At 41.1% G+C, this 21,357-nt stretch carries 16 protein-coding genes; 4 read left to right on the top strand and 12 right to left on the bottom strand.

Going from position 1 to position 21,357, the window contains the following annotated elements:
- Positions 1–92 precede the first annotated feature (92 nt).
- From PSR9079_RS01245 to dnaK, 6 genes are all read right to left on the bottom strand, one after another.
- Complete coding sequence (locus PSR9079_RS01245) at positions 93–2,348, bottom strand: acyl-CoA dehydrogenase (RefSeq protein WP_149980126.1); 2,256 nt, start codon at positions 2,346–2,348, stop codon at positions 93–95.
- 310 nt (positions 2,349–2,658) lie between these two features.
- A complete protein-coding gene (gene ybaK / locus PSR9079_RS01240) occupies positions 2,659–3,120 on the bottom strand; it encodes a Cys-tRNA(Pro) deacylase (protein ID WP_145236081.1) in 462 nt (153 codons plus the stop codon).
- An 85-nt stretch (positions 3,121–3,205) separates the two neighbouring features.
- Complete coding sequence (gene feoB, locus PSR9079_RS01235) at positions 3,206–5,527, bottom strand: Fe(2+) transporter permease subunit FeoB (RefSeq protein WP_149980125.1); 2,322 nt, start codon at positions 5,525–5,527, stop codon at positions 3,206–3,208.
- Positions 5,524–5,757, bottom strand: a complete 234-nt coding sequence (locus PSR9079_RS01230) for a FeoA family protein (protein WP_149980124.1) — start codon at positions 5,755–5,757, stop codon at positions 5,524–5,526. Before PSR9079_RS01230 ends, feoB begins: the two co-directional genes overlap by 4 nt.
- Positions 5,758–6,090: 333 nt before the next feature.
- On the bottom strand, positions 6,091–7,233 hold the full coding sequence (gene dnaJ / locus PSR9079_RS01225; RefSeq protein WP_145236090.1) for a molecular chaperone DnaJ: 1,143 nt from the start codon (positions 7,231–7,233) through the stop codon (positions 6,091–6,093).
- Positions 7,234–7,420: 187 nt separating this feature from the next.
- Positions 7,421–9,337, bottom strand: coding sequence for a molecular chaperone DnaK (dnaK, locus tag PSR9079_RS01220; protein ID WP_149980123.1), 1,917 nt, complete (start codon positions 9,335–9,337; stop codon positions 7,421–7,423).
- Between the two features lie 244 nt (positions 9,338–9,581).
- On the opposite strand from dnaK, the gene PSR9079_RS01215 reads away from it, so the two are divergent.
- The gene (locus PSR9079_RS01215) at positions 9,582–10,397 is read left to right on the top strand and encodes an acyl-CoA thioesterase (RefSeq protein ID WP_149980122.1); all 816 of its coding nucleotides are present in this window, start codon (positions 9,582–9,584) and stop codon (positions 10,395–10,397) included.
- Here PSR9079_RS01215 and PSR9079_RS01210 read toward each other — a convergent pair.
- Positions 10,386–11,162: a transporter substrate-binding domain-containing protein gene (locus tag PSR9079_RS01210; protein ID WP_149980121.1), complete on the bottom strand. Its 777-nt coding sequence runs from the start codon at positions 11,160–11,162 to the stop codon at positions 10,386–10,388. The genes PSR9079_RS01215 and PSR9079_RS01210 overlap by 12 nt on opposite strands.
- A gap of 150 nt (positions 11,163–11,312) precedes the next feature.
- Between PSR9079_RS01210 and PSR9079_RS01205 the strand changes: the two genes are divergently transcribed.
- Genes PSR9079_RS01205 through PSR9079_RS01195 form a run of 3 tightly spaced genes read left to right on the top strand, consistent with a single transcriptional unit; the run spans position 11,313 to position 14,827 of the window.
- The gene (locus PSR9079_RS01205; RefSeq protein WP_149980384.1) at positions 11,313–12,539 is read left to right on the top strand and encodes a paraquat-inducible protein A; all 1,227 of its coding nucleotides are present in this window, start codon (positions 11,313–11,315) and stop codon (positions 12,537–12,539) included.
- Between the two features lie 9 nt (positions 12,540–12,548).
- Complete coding sequence (gene pqiB / locus PSR9079_RS01200) at positions 12,549–14,204, top strand: intermembrane transport protein PqiB (RefSeq protein ID WP_149980120.1); 1,656 nt, start codon at positions 12,549–12,551, stop codon at positions 14,202–14,204.
- On the top strand, positions 14,204–14,827 hold the full coding sequence (locus tag PSR9079_RS01195) for a PqiC family protein (RefSeq protein ID WP_149980119.1): 624 nt from the start codon (positions 14,204–14,206) through the stop codon (positions 14,825–14,827). Before pqiB ends, PSR9079_RS01195 begins: the two co-directional genes overlap by 1 nt.
- A 102-nt stretch (positions 14,828–14,929) precedes the next feature.
- Here PSR9079_RS01195 and PSR9079_RS01190 read toward each other — a convergent pair whose 3' ends face one another.
- The 5 genes from PSR9079_RS01190 to PSR9079_RS01170 form a co-directional block, all read right to left on the bottom strand.
- On the bottom strand, positions 14,930–15,253 hold the full coding sequence (locus PSR9079_RS01190; protein WP_145236108.1) for a GNAT family N-acetyltransferase: 324 nt from the start codon (positions 15,251–15,253) through the stop codon (positions 14,930–14,932).
- A 41-nt stretch (positions 15,254–15,294) separates the two neighbouring features.
- Positions 15,295–15,699 (bottom strand): NUDIX hydrolase, encoded by a 405-nt coding sequence (locus PSR9079_RS01185; protein WP_149980118.1) that lies wholly within the window; start codon positions 15,697–15,699, stop codon positions 15,295–15,297.
- A gap of 84 nt (positions 15,700–15,783) precedes the next feature.
- A complete protein-coding gene (locus tag PSR9079_RS01180; RefSeq protein WP_145236115.1) occupies positions 15,784–16,809 on the bottom strand; it encodes a zinc-binding dehydrogenase in 1,026 nt (341 codons plus the stop codon).
- 17 nt (positions 16,810–16,826) lie between these two features.
- Positions 16,827–18,203 (bottom strand): TolC family protein, encoded by a 1,377-nt coding sequence (locus tag PSR9079_RS01175; RefSeq protein ID WP_149980117.1) that lies wholly within the window; start codon positions 18,201–18,203, stop codon positions 16,827–16,829.
- Positions 18,196–21,351: an efflux RND transporter permease subunit gene (locus PSR9079_RS01170; protein ID WP_149980116.1), complete on the bottom strand. Its 3,156-nt coding sequence runs from the start codon at positions 21,349–21,351 to the stop codon at positions 18,196–18,198. The genes PSR9079_RS01175 and PSR9079_RS01170 overlap by 8 nt, the downstream gene beginning before the upstream one ends.
- Positions 21,352–21,357 lie beyond the last annotated feature (6 nt).

Here is a 21,357-nt window from a genome sequence, read left to right as displayed (position 1 = left end):
GTCTTATTAACGAATAAATATGGATTCTAAGTTTTTTTAGCACAAAAAAAGCGCCTATACTGCAGGCGCTTACATTGTTGAATTAAAAAATATTACTGATTAACAACACTTTTCAGTGGGTTTATCGGTTTTGCATTTTCGTCTAATAAGTTCATATCAAAATCAAACTCATCAACACGAATTGCGCGTTCACGTTTTTTGTTGTAATCAATCAGTTTAGCGTATTCTTCTTCAGTGATTACATTTGCTACAAGTGCATTATCAAGAATAAGTGCAAAACGAATACCTGGTTTGATTGTTTTAGCACGCAAGGCTTTTTTCACTTTTGCGAGTAAATCTAAACAGCCCATTTTCGCTTTATACGCTTGCTCGTTAATGTAATGTCCATCACCTTCAATAGGTTTAACTAAGTGTGTGATTTGCTTTTTAAATGCCGTGTCAAGTTGCGCCTGTGTAGCTAATTCGCGAATTAAGTCATCGCTAATTTTTGGCATTTTAGTCGAATAGTTCATAGTAATAAAACGCATAAACTTACGTGTACCACTTGCAGGGAAGTTGTCTAAAAACTTATGCAATGCTTGTTCGGCGCTTTGTAATGCAAAACGTGTTGCGTAGTGGAAATATGGCGCTGCTTGCTCGCGTTCACTGCTTGCCACTTTTTGCTCATAATATTTAATTGATGCCATTGCCGCATATAAGAAGCTCATTACATCGCCTAAACGGGCTGATAGCATTTCCGCTTGTTTAAGTTTTCCGCCGAGTACCAGTAACGAAAAATCTGCATATACTGCTAATTTAGCTGATAATTTATGAGCTGCTTTTTCATATTCACGTACTTCTGGAAGTGGTGAATTAGCACCGGCAGTAAACGGTAATACGCCTAAACGGAATGCACGTAAACTGTTTGCTACGCTATAACCGACTGTTTTGCGTAGAATGCTGTTAAATTCTTTATCTGCGTTTTTATCTTCGCTGTGGATTGATTCAACCATCGATTGTAAATATGGGTGACAACGCATTACACCTTGACCAAAGATCATCAAGTTACGGGTAAGAATATTAGCGCCTTCAACCGTGATGGCAATTGGCTGCGCAACATAGCCGCTTGCTAACGTATTTTGCGGGCCGTTCTGAATTGCTTTACCAGCTTGAATATCCATTGCTGAGTCAAGCACGTCGCGACCAATTTCAGTCATGTGATATTTTGCAATTGCAGTCACAACCGATGGCTTTAAGCCCATACCTAAACCTTCGGTTGTAAGTACACGCATTGCTTCTTGTAGGTATGTTTTACCAGCAATATCAGCGAGTTTTTCTTGAATACCTTCAAACTGACCGATTGCTAAGCCAAATTGCTCACGTACCGCAGCATATTCAGACGCACCTTTAAATGCTACCTGAGATGAACTAACACCTAATGCAGGTAATGAAATACCACGGCCAGCACCTAAACAGCTAACCAACATTTGCCAGCCTCGGCCGATGTTCTTTTGCCCACCAATAATGAAGTCCATTGGTACAAATACTTTGTTGCCACGCGTAGTACCGTTGTAAAAACGAATCCCCATTGGATCATGGCGATTACCAAGTTCAACACCTGGGTGCTCTTTTGGAATAAGTGCACACGTAATACCGAGGTTTTCTTTACCACCTAGCAAGCCATTTGGATCAACTACTTTAAATGCTAAACCAAGTACGGTGGCAATTGGCGCAAGGGTGATATAACGCTTGTCCCAAGTGATCTCAAGACCAAGTACTTCTTCTCCGTTGTACATGCCTTTAGTCACAGTACCTAAATCTGGAATACCACCGGCATCAGAACCAGCCTCTGGGCTTGTGAGTGCAAAACATGGAATGTCACGGCCATTGGCTAGGCGTGGTAAATAATGTGCTTGCTGCTCTTTAGTACCAAAGTGCAGTAGTAACTCACCAGGGCCTAACGAATTAGGAACCATAACGGTTACTGCAACAGCAGAACTTTTAGTGGCGATTGTGCCAACGATAGTTGAGTTTGCGTAAGGGCTAAACTCTAAACCACCGAATGATTTAGGAATGATCAGTGAAAAGAAACGTTCCTTTTTCAGAAAATCTAAAATGTATTCAGGTAAATGAATGCCATTTTGAATTTCTGTATCGTCGATCATACCCAATAGCTCTTGTAATGGGCCGTCGATAAATGCTTGTTCATCTGCGCTCAATACAGCAGCAGGGACTGCGCGAAGTGCGTTGAAGTCAGGCTTACCTTGGTAAATAGAGCCTTCTAACCACACATCACCCGCATCAAGGGCTTCTTGTTCAGTGATAGAAATACTTGGTAATACTTTTTTTAATTTTGTACGTAAACTCATAATCAACTCATCCGACCAGACAATAATACCTACATTACGTCATAAAAAATGGTTTAGATCAATTACTCTAAGCAATTTTTTAACAGTTTTTTCAATTTATTTATTTTTAGGCTATCTAAGCCATTGAATAAAAAGAGCTAACACTTGTACGCTGAAAAGTATTTAGTTGATTTTTTTTTTACTAAAAAACGCTAAAATAATTAAACCTCAACAACAATAGAAAAAAATGAGGGAAAATAAACATATGTTAAAGTTTGTGCAAGGTATAACTGTTAGCTTATCGACTATTAACTAACACTGTAAATCACCACTAAAAGTCAGCTAATTTGCCATTACACAGTTTTATTAATGTATTGGGATCAAGTGCAATTTCAAGGCCGCGTTTACCAGCGCTTACATAAATAATATCAAACTGCTTTGCGCTACTATGAAGGTAAGTTGCTAAGCGTTTTTTTTGCCCTAATGGACTTACGCCACCAAGAATATATCCGGTGCTATTTTCTACCTTTTGTGCAGCGGCCATATGTACTTTTTTAACACCACATGCTTTTGCTAAGAGCTTTAAGTTAACTTGTTGACTCACAGGCGTAATTGCCACTACTAACTGCAATTCATTGGTTTCAAATACTAAGGTTTTGAAAACCTGCTCAGCGGCTAGATTTAACTTTTCAACAGCTTCTAAACCAAAGCTATGTGTACTTGAGTTATGCTCATAACTGAGCAGCTCAAAAGTGGCCTTGTGTTTTTTTAATAATTGTGTGGCTGGCGTCATGACTAACTCCATTGAATTGTTAACTGCTTTAAAATTAACAAAAAAAAGAGTACCAAGGTACTCTTTTTTAAACTATATATACTGGCTAAATAATATTAACAACAGGGATTAAACGACTCTTTGCAGCCATTTTATTACCATAAATACGCATAGAGCTTATTGCCAATGCAATAACGACAGCGCACCCGAGTAACCAAAATGCCGAAAACATCGGAGATTGCTTAAAGTTACCCACTTGATACACCACAGAGGCTGTGATGTAAGCAAGCCCTGTTGACCAAGTTGCAACAAATAGCATCCATTTCATTCCAGCTTCTCGGTACATAGCGCCCATCACCGCCACACACGGTGTATAAAGCAATACAAAAACTAAGTAACTGAATGCAGCAAGTTGACTGCTAAATAGGTTTTCCATGGTTGCGAAGGTAGATACATTCACTTCTTGATCAATGGCCGCACTACTTTGATCGCTCACATTAGTGACATTTAAACCCAGTGGATCGAGTAAATTACCAAATACGTCAATTAAGTTTGCAGGAATACTCGCGAATGCTTCAGCCACTTTATCGATGACATTAACTGGCTCTTCATTCACAGCCGCTGCGCCATCTAAATTTGAATATAAACTATCTAAAGTGCCAACTACTGCCTCTTTAGCAAATACGCCAGTAAAAATACCGACAGTTGCAGGCCAATTATCTTGCTCTACCCCGATAGGAGCAAACACCGGTGTTGCAATTTTTGAAATTTCACTGAGCATCGATTTATCTGTGTTGTCATTGCCAAAAGTAAAATCAGTACCTATGGAGCTTAATATTTTTAAGATAACAAACACCACAATTATAGTTTTACCGGCGCGCATACAAAAGCTTTTTAAGCGCTCCCATGCTTTGTAAAGTACGCCTTTTGCCGTTGGCATATGATACGCAGGTAATTCGAGAATAAACGGGGTAAGCGTTGGACTAAACAAGGTATTTTTAAGTACCAAACCGGTTAATACCGCCATAACAATACCTAAAATATACAGTGCAAATACTAAGTTTTGGCCATTAGTGGTAAAAAAGGCAGCGACAAACAAGGCATACACACTTAAGCGCGCGCCACATGACATAAATGGTGACATGGCAATAGTCAGTAAGCGATCTTTATGGGTTTCTAAAGTACGAGTTGCCATTACTGATGGCACGTTACAGCCAAAGCCAACAATTAAAGGCACAAACGCTTTACCCGGTAAACCAATGGCGCGCATTAATCTATCCATGATAAAAGCAGCACGCGCCATATAACCTGAATCTTCAATAAAGGCTAAACAAAAGTATAAAAAGCCAATCACCGGGATAAAGGTGGCAACAAGCTGAATACCACCACCTATACCGTCCGCAAGCAATGCGCGTAGCCAATCAGGTGCGCCTAATGAAGTTAATATTTCACCAAAGCCATCGACTAAAATCGCACCTACAGCAATATCGAAAAAGTCTATAAATGCGCCGCCTACATTTACCGCAACAGTAAACATTAAATACATGATCCCTAAAAATATTGGGATCCCTAAAAAACGATTGATCACTACCGCATCTATTTTATCACTAATGGTTTCAGAGGCGATGCCTTTAGTATTTTGAGCAAGTACAGCCAGTTGATGGGCAAACTCATAACGACCATTGGCAAAAAGCACATCAAGTTCATGGTGATCGGCAAACTGTTCAAATTCAGCTTTTGCCACTGCCAGTGTTTGTTTATCAGCATAGCCAAAACAGCTTTCATCTTGCTCTAATAACCGCAATGACAACCAATCAGTGTCGATGTTTTCTATCGGTTTATTATTGGCAGTAAAACTGGCTGCAATGTTGTTGGCCGCTTGCGTTATTTTTTGCTCATAACTAGGGATATGCATTGATACTTTTTTAAGTTTAAGCCCTTGTGCAATAAACTCTTTTAAACCAGTAATGTCTGTTTTATTATTTGCACTTAAGGCAATCACAGGGCATCCAAGTCGCTTTTCTAGCGCCTTTGGATCCGTTACTAAACCATTTCGTTTTGCCACATCGACCATATTTAGCACGACGAGTAAAGGTACTTTCATCTCAAGCAGCTGAGCGGTGAGGTATAAATTGCGTTCAAGATTTGATGCATCAAGAATATTGATGATCAGTTGTGATTCACCACTGAGTGCATAATCACGCGCAATTTTTTCATCTAAAGGGGTTTGTGCATTTACATCTAAAGAATAAGTGCCGGGCAAATCAACCAAGTCGACAGTCTGATCAGCCACTTTAAATTGACCAATTTTCTTATCGATGGTCACCCCTGACCAGTTACCTACTTTCTGTTTGCTACCGGTTAACGCGTTGAATAGTGTAGTTTTACCACAGTTTGGGTTACCTATTACGGCAATGTTTGGATTCATACTGCGAGTTCCAAATTAATTGATTTTGCCTCGGATTTACGAAGACTAAGAACGGTACCGCGAACTTTGACAATCATCGGATCGCCAAATGGAGAAAAGCGCAATACGTGGACAGGAGCGCCTGGCGTTAAACCCATTGCAAGTAATTTCTGGCGCAACAAACTCGCATTAGGATCGATGCTTACAACAGAGCCATGTTGGCCAATTACTAATTCGTCTAACGTTAACATGCCATCTCATTTCATTTAATACATCAATGGCGCTGATTTTACGCCGATTATTCAATCATGCAAGTGAGACTAATTATCATATCGATAAGTAATGCAAAATAAAGCAGCAATGGCATTTAATTACCCATATAGGGGCCGAAATTTCATTTGATAAGATAAAATAGCCGTTAAGTGACAGGTGATTAACGAGCCTAATCGCTCTGTAAAGGTAGCATTATGAATATGTATTACTGCGAGGTTGTCAACAAAGCGCTTATTTTTGTCAGATTAATAAGCTTTTGTTAGCCAATAAAAAATGGCGCTAATTAGCGCCATTTTGTAAGTAATGAGTGATTACTTAGTTAAATCATCAAAGAACTTTTTTACACCATCAAAAAAGCCTTTTTCTTTTGGACGGTTTTTAGAACCATCCTTACCCATGCTTTGCTCAAGCTCTTGCAATAACTCGCGTTGGCGTTCATTTAACTTAACGGGTGTTTCTATTACCACTTTACAGATCAAGTCACCAACTGCGCCACTACGGACAGACTTAACACCTTTACCGCGCATACGGAACATTTTGCCCGTTTGACTCTCAGCTGGGATCTTCAATTTAGCACGACCATCTAAAGTCGGTACTTCAATTTCGCCACCAAGAGCAGCCGTTGTAAACCCAATCGGCACTTCACAATATAGGTTATTACCATCACGCTCAAAGATACGGTGTTCACGTACCGATACCTGCACATACAAGTCACCAGCGGGTGCACCATGTACCCCTGCTTCACCTTCGCCAGATAAACGAATGCGGTCGCCAGTATCAACCCCGGCTGGGATTTTAACCGATAATGTTTTGGTTTTTTCCACACGGCCTTGACCATGACAGCTATTACATGGATCAGAAATTATCTGACCAGTGCCCTGACAGGTTGGACAGGTTTGTTGCACAGCAAAAAAACCTTGGCGCATTTGCACTTGGCCTGCACCATGACAAGTCGTACATGTTTTCGGTTTAGAACCCGCTTTTGCACCGCTGCCGTCACATGGCTCACAGCTCACCCACGTAGGTACTTTAATTTCTACTTCTTTACCACGAACCGCTTCTTCTAAGCTTAAGTCCATGTTGTAACGTAGGTCTGAACCTCGTTGCTGACGCGATTGACGACGGCCACCACCGCCTCCAAAAATATCACCGAACACGTCACCAAATACATCACCAAAGTCACCATGGCCGCCACCAAAGCCGCCATGACCACCACCGCCACCGCCTTGTTCAAACGCAGCATGGCCGTATTGATCATACATTTGACGTTTTTGACTGTCAGTGAGGATCTCGTAAGCTTCTTTTACTTCCTTGAATTTAGTTTCAAGTTCTTTATCGCCTGCGGTACGATCTGGATGATATTTCATCGCTAAGCGTTTATACGCTTTTTTTACGTCTCTTTCGCTGGCGTCTTTTGCCACTCCAAGGACTTCATAATAATCGCGTTTTGACATATCTATCACACTACTCTTTTCTTACTGCAGCATTGCTGCGGATAAATCGATAAATCGTATCGATTTATCATCTAATTTACATGCAAAAGGCGCGTCAAGCTTTAGCCCGCGCGCCTTAGTTGTTCATCCTAACTTAAATTGCGATATCAGTCATCGTGTTTTCAGTTAGGCGAAGCGCTAACAACAATTACTTGTCGTCTTTAACTTCTTCGAACTCAGCATCCACTACGTCGTCATCTTTCTTCGCAGATTGTTGCTGCTCGGCACCGGCGTCACCACCTTGTTGTGCTTTAGCTTGTGCAATTTCCATTAACTTTTGTGACTTTTCAGCAAGCGCTTGAGTTTTTGCTTCAATCTCGTCTTTTTTGTCACTCTTAATCGCAGCTTCAAGGTCAACAACAGCCGCTTCAATTGCGTCTTTGTCTTCGCTTGGCAGTGCATCACCCGCTTCTTCAATTTGCTTACGTGTACCGTGAACAAGTGCATCAGCTTGGTTACGTGCAGCTACTAACTCTTCAAACTTTTTATCGTCTTCTGCGTGTGCTTCGGCATCACGAACCATTTTTTCAACTTCTTCATCGCTTAAGCCTGAAGATGCTTGAATGGTGATTTTTTGCTCTTTACCTGTGTCTTTATCTTTTGCAGATACATGTAAGATACCATCAGCGTCCACATCAAAAGTAACTTCGATTTGTGGTGTACCACGTTGTGCTGGACGAATACCTTCTAGGTTAAATTGACCTAGTGATTTGTTGTCGCTAGCACGTTTACGCTCACCTTGTAAGACATGGATAGTTACTGCGGCTTGATTATCTTCAGCAGTTGAGAATGTTTGCGATTTCTTCGTTGGAATAGTCGTATTTTTCTCAATTAACGCAGTCATTACAGAGCCCATAGTCTCAATACCTAGAGATAATGGCGAAACGTCTAGTAATAGTACATCTTTCACATCACCAGCAAGTACACCACCTTGAATCGCTGCGCCCACGGCTACTGCTTCATCAGGGTTAACGTCTTTACGTGGCTCTTTTCCGAAGAAATCAGCAACTGTTTTTTGTACTAAAGGCATACGTGTTTGACCACCAACAAGGATGATGTCGTCAATGTCGCTTACTGATAAATCAGCATCAGCAAGGGCACGTTTTAATGGCTCTAGTGACTTCATTACTAAATCTTCAACTAGTGACTCAAGCTTAGCGCGTGTTAGTTTCACGTTCATGTGCTTAGGACCAGTTGCATCAGCAGTTACGTACGGAAGATTTACTTCTGTAGATTGTGCAGATGATAATTCAATTTTTGCTTTTTCAGCCGCTTCTTTAACACGTTGCATTGCAAGTGGATCAGTTTTTAAGTCTAAACCTTGATCTTTTTTGAATTCAGCAACTAAATAGTTGATTACGCGGTTATCGAAATCTTCACCACCTAAGTGAGTGTCGCCATTTGTAGCTAGTACTTCAAATGTGTGCTCACCTTCAACTTCATCAATTTCAATGATTGATAAATCGAAAGTACCACCACCTAAGTCATATACTGCAACAACGTTTTCGCCTTTGTTTTTGTCCATGCCATAAGCAAGGGCAGCAGCAGTTGGCTCATTGATGATACGTTTAACTTCAAGACCTGCAATACGCCCAGCATCTTTAGTAGCTTGACGTTGTGAATCATTAAAGTAAGCAGGTACTGTAATAACCGCTTCAGTTACTGCTTCACCTAAGAAGTCTTCAGCTGTTTTTTTCATTTTTTTCAAAACTTCAGCTGAAATTTGTGGTGCAGCGCGTTTTTCGCCGCCCGCTTCAACCCATGCATCACCATTATCTGCTTTGATAATTTTAAAAGGCATGATGCCGATATCACGTTGTACTTCTTCGTCTTCAAAGCGACGACCAATTAAACGCTTAATTGCAAATAATGTGTTTGTCGGGTTAGTAACCGCTTGACGTTTAGCAGATTGACCTACTAAAGTTTCACCGTCTTGCGTATAAGCTATAATAGACGGAGTGGTACGATCGCCTTCCGCGTTTTCAATAACACGTGCTTTGCCACCATCAAGTACTGCAACACAAGAGTTAGTAGTACCTAAGTCGATTCCGATAATTTTACCCATGAAATATCTCCAACTTCAAAATTCATTAATACGTTCGATGACTAGTAGATAGGGATGCCACAAACTTAATTCAACTGTAAAAATGAAAAAAAAGTGCTTTTTTGTAATTTATTTTGCAAATAACCCTAATTAATGTGTGGATTGACGTTTTTTGCATCATTAGGGGCCATTTCACAATCTGGTCTGATGAGTTTTTCTGTGTTATAAAATCACTAATAAATAAAAAATGTCTCAAAGGATCACTATGCATTTTGACCAACTACTACAGCAAGCGGCACTTATCGGTCAGCTTCCCCCTTCAGAGCAAACTTACGCAACAATGCAATTTCCTGCTAACTGGTGCCAAGGTCGAACTGCTTTTGGCGGTTTATCAGCCTCATTACTGTATCAGGCAATGCGTCAACAAATAGAACCAAGTCGTCGTTTGTTATCTATTAGTACAAATTTTGTAGGTCCTTTATTAGCAGATGCTGATTTTTCTCTTTCCGTCGAAATTTTACGGGAAGGAAAAAGTAGCACACAAGTACTGGCTAAAGCGCTGCAGAACGGCCAAGTAAGCGTGGTCGTACAAGCGTGTTTTGCAAAATCGCGAGATTCAGCTATTAAGGTACCAGTGACAAAAACAATGAGCCTAAAACCGGTTAATGAACGTTACACTTTACCATTTCAGTCAGGTGCCATGCCGGAATTCTTCCAACATGTCGCGCTTTGTCCTCAGCAAGGTGCAATGCCGTTTACAGCAGCCCAAACGTCGCATTTAGGCGGCTGGATGAAATTAAAACAGTCGCCAGCAGAACTAAGTGAGGCACATATTATTGCCTTAACGGATGCATGGCCGCCTACTTTATTACAAATGTTTAACCAACCAGCGCCCGCCAGTAGCATGTCGTGGTATTTAGAGTTTGTGAAAACACCGCAGTTGGCAGCCGACGAGTGGCTTGGATTTGAAGCAGTAACTCACCACTGTAAAGATGGTTATGGTTTAGAAGATGGCTGTATTTGGTCACAATCCGGTGAGTTGCTTGCGCTTACCCGCCAAACAGTAGCATTATTTGATTGAGTTTGGTTCTACAGCCTGAGCATAATCGCTGCCATCAAAGGCCATAATTTTACTGTACTGCCCATTTGCAATGATATGGGCAAGTCCCGTATCAAAAATCTCTTGTAGCACTTTACTATTAAAGTAGGCAGGGCGAGGTGCCTCAGGAAATATAGGGTGTATAGTAATAGGCTTAATTGGGTGCGATTCTTTATACTGCTGTAAATAATGTAAAAACACCCGTTTCTCTAGTACCACCACATCAACCCACTCTTTCATTAAATGATCCACCTGCGCCGCTTGGTATACAACTTCTTCATACGAACTCAGTTTAGTTGTTAATGTTTTAAATGGTGGCGGCAAAAATTCGGTGGCATTTTGAAAGGCGACAACACTCTTACCCGATAAATCATACACAGTGTTAATTTTAAAATGATTTTTCTGCAGGCTCACCGCTACATTTTGATAAGCCAATAGACTTTGACTGGAAAAAATAGCAGGGCTCGTCACGCCCGCATAATTCATCGCAATATCGACCTGCATTTGTTCTAAGGACTGCCCTGCACGCTTATTAGACATGTAAACGATATCTAGGTTAGTTATTCCTTGATCTTTAAACGCAGATTTCAAAATCTGCAGTTGCAAGCCGGTATCATCATCACTAAATACATAAGGAGGTAAAGAAGGGCTGACCGCAACAGTGATCCTATCGCTAGCTTTAGGCGCAGTTAAGCTCAATGCATAAGAACTGTATAAAATTAAAATAAACGCTGTTAAATACTTCATTGAGCCCCATTGAGTAGATGCTTTTTAGCAACTGTAAAATTGCATGACAACATTCTTATTAGGCTAGCCTAGTTAAACAAATTTCGCATTTGTATTTAACCGTTAATTGATGCAAACTTGATCTTAAATACTTCTACGTGGTTATTAATTTTGCAAACTGCCTGCCCTAATTGTGACCTTATTATTGATATTCCGCACATAGTTGCAAAACAAATGGCTGTTTGTCCACATTGCCACAGTAAGCTTTGTGCAGCAAATATAAATTACGACAGTCGTATTGTTGCTCTCAGTATCAGTGCTTTACTCATGCTGCTAAGCAGTATGTTTTATCCCTTTATCTCATTTAGTAGTAATGGTATTACACAAACGATTACCTTGCCCGATGCTGCTCGTATTTTGTTTAATTACGACAGCGATTTATTAGGCATTTTTATTGATGTTAGTATTATTGGTTTACCAATGGCATTACTCACTATTTTGATCCCACTGCATTTAGGCTTGCTTAAAGTACTTCCACAAACGATTGCCAGACGCTTACTCAAATTCACCTTAGCGCTAGAGCCATGGATAATGTCAGAAATATTTTTAATCGGCGTATTGGTCAGCATGGTAAAAATAATGTCGCTAGCGGAAGTCAGCTTTGGCGTTAGTTTTTGGGCCTATGCCGCGTTTGTACTCTTCTATATTGGCTCATTAGCACACTTAAATCGTGCTCGATTATGGGATCAAGTACAGCCTCAGGCTGAAATTGCAGCCGCAAAACTTTCTTATCGTGCCATAGATAGTAACATTCGAGCCTGTCATGTCTGCCATCAACTTAGTGATAGCGAATACTGTTCTCGCTGTAATAGCAAAACCCATATCAGAAACCCCCACAGCGTACAAAAAGCAACGGCATGGTTAATAACTTCAATTGCCTGTTATATTCCGGCAAATTTATTGCCAATAATGTACACCACTAGTTTGGGGGATGAATCCCCCTCAACATTAATTGGTGGGGTAATAACACTGTGGCAAGCAGGCTCATACCCTATTGCATTAATCATTTTTTTAGCGAGTGTAGTAGTACCATTAGCTAAAGCGCTCATTTTAACATTTTTATGCTTTTTGGTTAGCAAACCCGCTAACGGCCAAACAAAGGGCTATACTAAAGTTTATCAATTAACTGAGTTTATTGGTAAATGGTCCATGATCGATGTATTTGTTGTCGCAATTCTAGTAGCCTTAGTGCAACTTGGGAATTTAATGTCGGTAACACCAGGTTTAGGCACTGTATTTTTTACTATCATGGTGATTTGCCAAATGTTGGCAGCACACGCGTTTGATCCTCGGCTATTATGGGATTCGCCAAACAATGATAAAAAGACCATAAATTAGAGAAACAGCATGAGCGAAACGGCAAATATAAAAAAAGAACCTATTATTTCTGCGATTTGGATCATCCCGGTTATAGCTTTGCTAGTTGGTGTGTGGATGCTTTACCAATATCAAGCTAATAAAGGCGCAACCATATATATTTCAATGCCTCAAGCTGAAGGTATTGTGGCAGGCAAGACTGAAATAAAAGTACGGAGCGTGAAAATAGGCCAAATAGATCATGTTCGTCTCTCTGATACTAAAAACAGTGTGATTGCTCGTGCGCAAATTGATAAACATTATGATGGCTTACTCACCGAAGATGCCAAAATATGGGTAGTAAAACCGCGTATTGATGAAACGGGTATCAGCGGTATGAGCACGTTACTTTCTGGTGTGTATTTAGAGTTTTCGCCAGGTGAAAGTAGCAAAACAAAAGAGCATTTTAAATTACAAGAAGAGCCAGCGCTGATTGATAAAGATGTCAAAGGCGGTCGCTTTACGTTACTCAGTTATGATGCTGAGGTTATGGATGTCGGCACCGGTATCTTTTTTAAGAATTATAAAATTGGTCAAATTGAAACTGCTATATTTGATTGGAAAAACCAAGCTATGAAGTACGGTATTTTCATCAACGAACCTTATCAAAATCTGATCACTTTAAATTCTATTTTCTGGGTTAATACGGGTGTTGAAATTGATTTATCTGCCGATGGAATTAATGTAAAGACAGGTTCATTAAGCAGGTTATTAAAAGGGGGGATCTCGGTTGGCTTGCCTAAACAACAGTCACCGGGTAATTTAGCCCAAGAAGGCCATAGCTTTTCGCTTAGTAACAGCTACAAAGATGCTCTTGAGGAGCGTTTTTATAATTTCGACTATTACCTAATTGAGTTTGAACAGTCTATTCGAGGTTTACGTGCCGGAGCCCCGGTTGAATATCGTGGCATGCGCGTCGGTACTGTTGTTAAAGCACCTGCAAATGTGATGATCGATGGCAAACCCGCTCACTTTAGAACTGATAATACCGCTGTGCCAGTACTGATAAAAATAGAGTATGGCCGCATTTACCACGATAATGCCTCAGCCAAACAATTTTGGCAAAACAGTGTTGATGGTTGGATCAAAAATGGCATGCGCGCTTCTTTAAAACCAGGCAACTTACTCACCGGTGCTGTGTATGTCGATTTTGATATCTACCACGATGCCCCAGCTGCGAAGTTAGAAACACTGTCTCAATATCAAGTATTTCCAAGTGTTTCCAGTGGCATTACCGTATTAGCAGATCAAGTGTCTGACGTATTAAATAAGGTAAAAAACTTAAAAATTGAAGACAGCTTAGCGCAAATTGATTCCGCGTTTGCTGATTACCAAGCGCTGGCGAATGAAATGCGCACATTGTTAAGTAAACAAGATACCCAAGATTTACCCGGTGATATTAATCGTAATTTTGCTGAAATGACCAAAAGTATGCAGCAATTTGATGTCACTATGAAACAGTTTGAAAAAACCATGGCCAGTTATCAACAAGGTTCCTCATTACATCAACAATTACAACAAACGCTCTCAGAGTTTAAGCGTTTAAGTGAAGAACTACAGCCACTCTCGCGTGGCTTAAATGAGCAACCAAATATGTTTATTTTTGATAAATCATTGCCTGCCGATCCAACGCCGAGGAAACAATAATGCGGACATTTTTACGTATACAATTTTTTACTGTTATCGGCGTAGTGTTATTATCAGGATGTAGCCAATCACTTAATGCCCCCGTTAAATACTACCAGTTTGAGCAAAGTATTAAACCAATGCAGCGCAGTAGCACTAACACATCAGCTCAATTACGGATCAATACAGTAAGTTTACGAGGCGCATTAAATAACCGTGGTATTGCAATGAAAATGGATAATAATCAGGTCAATGCTGCTAATTATCACTTATGGAGTGAAGCGCCAGATCAAATGCTAACAGCAAGCGCCCATCAAACATTATTTACCACGCTTGATAACTGGATGGTGGTCAAAGGATTACCTGTTATAACAGATAAAGATCAGCAAAGTTATTATGAATTAGAATATGAGCTACATCATTTCAATGGTGATAACCAAGGTAATGCCGATATTTCTGGTTTGTGGCGCCTATATTACACGTCGTTTGAAAATGGCCGCTCTTTAAAAACAATTCATTATTTTAGTGAGGTTAACCCTTTAACTGGTGATGATTACGAAGGCCTCGTCGAAACCTTAGAGCAAAACTGGCAGAATATTAATCAACAGGTAGCAACTACCCTGAGTGTTCTTATTCAAGAATAAACACCACTAAAGCAGTGCCATCATTATTAAGCACTGCTTTGCCTATATACCTAAACCCGAGTTTATTTAATAACCCATGCGAAGCGGTATTGTCAGCGTCGGCTATCGCGGCAATGTAGCTGAACTTACCTTGATACGCGTGTAATAGTTTTGCAGCCGCTTCATAGGCACTGCTAATGCTTCTCGTTGGAATAAGCCCACCATGCCCATGGCAACGCCTTGTTTATTTGCCACAATATAAGGTCCAAAACCTTGCTGTTGGTGGCCATCAATAAAGGTTTTTTGTAAATAATCTTCGGCTTGTTGTTTGGTATAAATGCTTTTATCAGCAATATAACGATAAAAACTCGGCTGATTTAATAAACTCAAGATAAACGACGCATCACTAAGCTGGCCATGGCGAAGAATTAAACGTTGCGTATTCATATCTCGTTTTCCTATTAATGATAGTGATCGTTTAAGCTAAATTAAAATGCAGCACTATCAACTGTACCCGTATAATTTAAACAGGCTGCGACACGATGTTGTTGAACCTTGGAAAGCTCCGACAATTTATAATAACGATGTGCTAAGTGTTCATCGCTGAGCGTGATCACAGCATCTTTTAACAAACTAACTCTAAAAATAAAAGCATGAGAATTAAACGCTTTGTGATAATAAATACCGGTTAAGTGTTCAATTTTCACTTCACAGCCGAGCTCTTCTTGGCATTCGCGTATGAGTGCTTGATGTACAGTTTCACCGACATCTAAGGCGCCACCAGGTAATCCCCAGCTTAGCTCGCCATAGCTTGCCTTTAGCAGCAAAACCTCCCCGCTGGCATTAGTGATCACCCCATGGGCGCTGAGTCGATAAAAATCTGTAAATGCCATCTTTCCCCCTAAGTTGATAACCTTAAACAATAACAAAAAGCCCCGCAATTGCGAGGCTTAAAGATTATGAATCACGGTTAATAATTAATCATGGCTAATTTTCACTACCTGCTTTCCGGTAAAGCCACCAGCAATTTGTTTATTCAGCGCCTGTGAAATACTACTGGCGTTAAATTCAACCTCAATGATCTGCGGTATTTTGATACTGCCACTGGCTAAATTGTCTAGCAATAAATTGCCCATAAAACTCATTTTTTGCTGAGCACATAAACTGTTTGCTAACCACGCTCCACCTAAAGAAACAATACCTATATTTGGCGCACGTCTGAACATCAGCTCCTGCTCAAACTTAGGCAGTGGATTTAAGCACGCAATACGGCCACAAAAACGCATTAATTCAACATTACGCACCGTGGTTTCACCACCAATCGAATCGAGCACCGCATCAAAGCCTTGTGGACCAAGTTCTTTACGAATTTTATCGCTAAGCTTTTTATCGTTGTAATCAAACACCACATCAGCACCCAATTGTTTAACAAGCTTATGGTTGCGTTTGCTCGCGGTGGTAAATACCGTAGCACCACGTTGTTTGGCAAATTGAATGGCGAACTGACCGACGGCCCCCGCACCAGCTTCAATTAAAAGTGAATCACCTTCGGTTAATTGCAGTTTATCAAGAGCTATTAATGCCGACATCCCTGCGCAGGGTAATGTCGCGGCTTGCTGTAACGTAACGCTATCAGGAATTTGCGATACAGCAAAGTTAGGCACTTTAGCGTATTGTGATAACACCCCTTGGTCGCCAACATTACCATGCCACATAACCCGAGTACCGACACTTGGAAATACCCCTTTAGTGGCTTTTACCACCACACCTACAGCATCAAGGCCTAGGGTATGAGGATAGTGCCATTTACAAAAACCTTGTTTAGCAAAATACGCATCAACCGGATTCAACGCAACATACTCAACCTTTATCAACAATTCGTTGTCTACAACATCAGGCACCGGCAATTCAAGCTCAGATAAATTAATCTGTTCATTAGGTTCAAGTAACGCAATCGCACGCATTGTCGCGGGGATTGTTGATAAAAGATCAGTATGTGGCATCAAAAACTCAACTTAACTTAATTAACTAACGCATAACTCCAACGACCATTAAATACTTGGTAAGTGTCTACTTTAGCAAGTAAAGATGAAATCGTTGAGTCAATTGCATTTTCCTGCGCTATTAAAACATCCTGTCGCGCATCTAACAACTCTAAGTAAGGTATTTGCCCTTCTTGGTACATCGCCTGCGCTTGTAAAAAGGCATTATTAGCAAACTCATAACGTGCTTTGGCATAGCCTAGTTGTTGAGTTTGTTTGACTAATAACTGCAGTGAAAGTTCACTCTGCGCTAATGCCTCCAACACCACTTGTTGATATTGGCTGTAAGCGGCTTCACTGAGATATTGCTGAGCATCACGTTGCGCCAATAACGCAGGGTAGCTCAATAATGACCACTGAATGCGTGGGGCAACTTGCCATTGCTGCGTAGTGTCAGAAAGCTGGTTGTTATCTAAGCTCAGTACACCTGCAAACGCCGTTAAACTGATATCAGGTAATAATGCTTTACTCGCAGCCACGCTTAATGAATTAGCTTGGCTAAATTCAAATAATGCTTGGCTAATATCAGGACGCAGTGCAATGGCATCACTTGGAGTGGCTAAACTTACAGTAAATGCATGCTCAAACAGCGCTTGCTCATCAACTAAGGTTAGATCAGCAGGTAACTGCCCTGTTAATGTCGCAAGCGTTGCTAGATCACGAAATTGCGCGTATTCAATATCTGGCAACAAAGCTTGCTGCTGCTTCAATTGTGCTAAGGTTCGATTTAAATCAAGCTCATTAGCGACCCCTTCCTCAACGCGAGCCCGCAGAACCGCAATACTTTGCTCTAATGCTTCAATTTGTAGGTTAATGATCTGCTGTTTTTGCTTATTACCTTGAAAACTGACAAACCCTTTTACCACAGAGGTAACAACTTCAATATGCAAAGCACGTAATTGTTCCGCTTGACTCATTGCCCCTGCATTCGCAGCATCAACAAGCGCAGTTATTTTACCAAATAAATCAAGTTGCCAATCAAGGTTAACATTGGCTTCCGATTGACGCGTGTTAACGTTACCAGTACTTGAGCGAGTGGCATCAACTGCCACTGCACCTTGGGGAAGATACTGTGCTTTTTGCCCACCTAAACGAGCAAGCGCGCTTTGTAACTGCAACTGACTAGTGTGCAAATCATGATTATTAGCGCGCGCACTGAGCACTAGATTATTTAACTGGGTTGAATTTAATTGCTGCCACCAGTTAAGTTCGTCTTGACCTTGTAACTGTGCAGCGATCTGTGTTTTTGCAACAAATTCTTGTAGCTGATTTTGCTGTTGCTGCTCATCAATTTTACTGGCGCAGCCACTTAATAAACCCGCCACAACAAGAGCGGTTAACTTATACTTACTCATTAATTTGCTCCTGCGTAGTCACTTTACGGGTTTTAGTTACCAAAATATAAAATACAGGGGTAAATAATAAACCAAACACGGTTACACCAATCATACCCGAGAACACTGCGTTGCCCATTGCATGGCGCATTTCTGCTCCAGCTCCCGTTGCTAATACTAAGGGAATAACACCCGCAGTAAAGGCAATTGACGTCATTAAGATAGGTCGTAAACGCATCCGACAAGCTTCTAAAATAGCGTCGAAATGACTCAACCCATGATTATTTTTATCGCGTGCAAACTCCACCATTAAAATGGCATTTTTAGAAGCCAAGGCAACCAATACAATCAATGCTATTTGGGTGAAAATATTATTATCAGCGCCAACCAACCATACACCCATTAATGCTGAGAATATTGTCATTGGTACAATAAGAATAATAGCCAGTGGAAGACGCAAGCTTTCATACTGCGCAGCCAATACCATGAACACTAATAACACCACTAATGGGAATACGTAGACCATGGTATTACCCGCTAGAATTTGCTGAAAAGTAACTTCGGTCCATTCGTACTCAATACCCGTAGGTAAATTATCAGCCAAGATCAGCTCAATTGCCTGCTGTGCTTGATCTGAACTGTAACCAGGCGCTGGACTACCATTAAGCTCTGCACTTGGGTAACCATTGTAATGCATCACTCGATCAGGGCCTGTTGTAGGCGTTGCCGTTAATACCGAGCCCAATGGCACCATATTCCCTTGGTTATTGCGCACTTTTAGATTCAATATTTGTTCTGGATCAAGGCGGAAATCAGCATCAGCTTGGGCATTAACTTGGTACGTACGGCCAAATAAATTAAAGTCATTAACGTACATTGAGCCCAAATACACTTGCAACGCATTAAATACTTCATCCAATGGAATACCTTGAATAAGCGCTTGCTCTCGGTCGATATCAATATCCATTTGTGGTACTTGAATTCTAAAACTTGAATAGAGCCCCATTAACGCAGGATCTTGCTGAGCTTTAGTAATCACCGTTTGCAAACTGTTAAATAGTGTTTCAAAGCCTTTATTACCGCGATCTTCAATTTGCAGTTTAAACCCACCCGTGGTGCCTAAACCTTGGATTGGCGGCGGTGGAAATACAGCCACAAATGCTTCATCAATGGCACTAAAACGCTGGTTTAACTGTGCCGCAATAGCCATCGCCGATTTACTCGGATCGCTTCGCTCACTAAAGGCTTCTAGCGGTGTAAATACAATGGCACTATTAGGGCTGTTAGTAAAACCATTTACCGACAAGCCAGGAAAGGCAACTGTGTTTGCAACACCAGGTACTTGCAGTGCAATTTCTTGCATTTGCCTAACCACATCTTGAGTACGGTCTAAACTCGCTGCATCAGGTAATTGTGCTATCGCAACTAAATACTGCTTATCTTGTGCAGGAATAAAACCACCCGGCACGGCATCAAATAGCTTAATTGTTCCGCCTAATAAAACCACGTATGCAATCACCACTACCACGCTCATGCGCATTAGTTTTTGTACCAGCTTTTGATAGCCTTTGGCGCCACGGTCAAATACTCGATTAAAGGGTGCAAATAACCAGCGACCAAATAAACGATTTAATAAACGCGTCAGCGCATCCGGTTTAGCATCATGGCTTTTAAGTAATAGTGCCGCCAACGCCGGTGATAAAGTTAATGAGTTAAATGCTGAGATAACCGTTGAAATAGTGATAGTTAACGCAAACTGTTTATAAAATTGACCTGATAAACCACTAATAAACGCGGTAGGAATAAACACTGCACACAACACTAACGCAATCGCGATTATAGGCCCTGTCACTTCAGTCATCGCCACGCGCGTTGCTTCCAGAGGTGATAAACCTTGTTCAATGTTACGTTCAACGTTTTCGACCACCACGATAGCATCATCGACCACAATACCTATGGCAAGTACTAAACCAAATAACGACAGCGTATTGATCGAGACCCCTAACCACTGCATCACCGCAAAGGTACCAATCAGTGAAACTGGCACAGCTATAAGTGGAATAATCGAAGCACGCCAGGTTTGTAAAAATAACACCACTACAATTACCACTAACGCGATAGCTTCAAGTAACGTTTTGATCACCGCATCAATCGAACCGCGAACAAATACCGTAGGGTCGTAGACAATGTCGTACTCAACACCAGCTGGAAAATCTTTCGATAAACGCGCCATGGTTTCGCGTACTTGATCTGAAAGCTCAATCGCATTAGAGCCAGGACGTTGAAATATCGGCATCGCCAGTGCTGGTTGATTATCAAGTTCAGCTCTAAGTGAGTAAGTATTTTGGCCTAAATCGACACGTGCAACATCGCTTAGACGTGTTAATTGACCTTGTTCACCCACTTTAATGATCACTTGCTGAAACTCTTCAATACTGTTTAAGCGTCCTTTTACATTTAACAATATTTGAAATTGACTGTCTGTTGAAGCAGGTTGTGCGCCTAAGCTACCCGCTGCAACTTGTTGGTTTTGCGCACGCAATGCGTTGACGACGTCCATTGCGGTTAATTCTCGTGCCGCTAATGCATCGGGGTTAAGCCACACTCGCATTGAATATTGACCACCACCAAATAATTTTACATCGCCTACGCCACTCAAACGTGCAATTTGGTCTTTCACATATAAGTCAGCGTAGTTAGATAGATACGCCGTATCATGTGTTTTTTCCGGTGAGAATAAGTGTACCACCATGGTTAGATCCGGTGATGATTTTTCAGCGACGACGCCTAAGCGCTGCACTTCTTGTGGTAGTCGCGGCAAAGCACTGTTAACCCGATTTTGTACTTGTACTTGCGCACGATCTAAATCCGTTCCCAATGAAAACGTTACCGTCAGTGTCATACGCCCATCACTGGTCGCCTGGGAAAACATATACAACATGTTTTCAGTACCATTGATCTCTTGCTCCAATGGAGTAGCCACAGTTTGTGCTATTACGGTTGGATTTGCTCCTGGGTAGTTCGCAGTTACCACAACTGTCGGCGGAACAACTTCAGGATACTCACTGACCGGCAGTTGAAACAACGAAATACCACCGGCGATTAAAATCACCAATGACAGCATGGCTGCAAATATCGGTCGTTGAATAAAAAAGTGAGAAAATTTCATTATTCG

This window comes from Pseudoalteromonas rhizosphaerae (genome assembly GCF_902498845.1).
Lineage (GTDB): Bacteria > Pseudomonadota > Gammaproteobacteria > Enterobacterales > Alteromonadaceae > Pseudoalteromonas > Pseudoalteromonas rhizosphaerae.
This window is presented reverse-complemented; position numbering and strand designations above follow the sequence as displayed.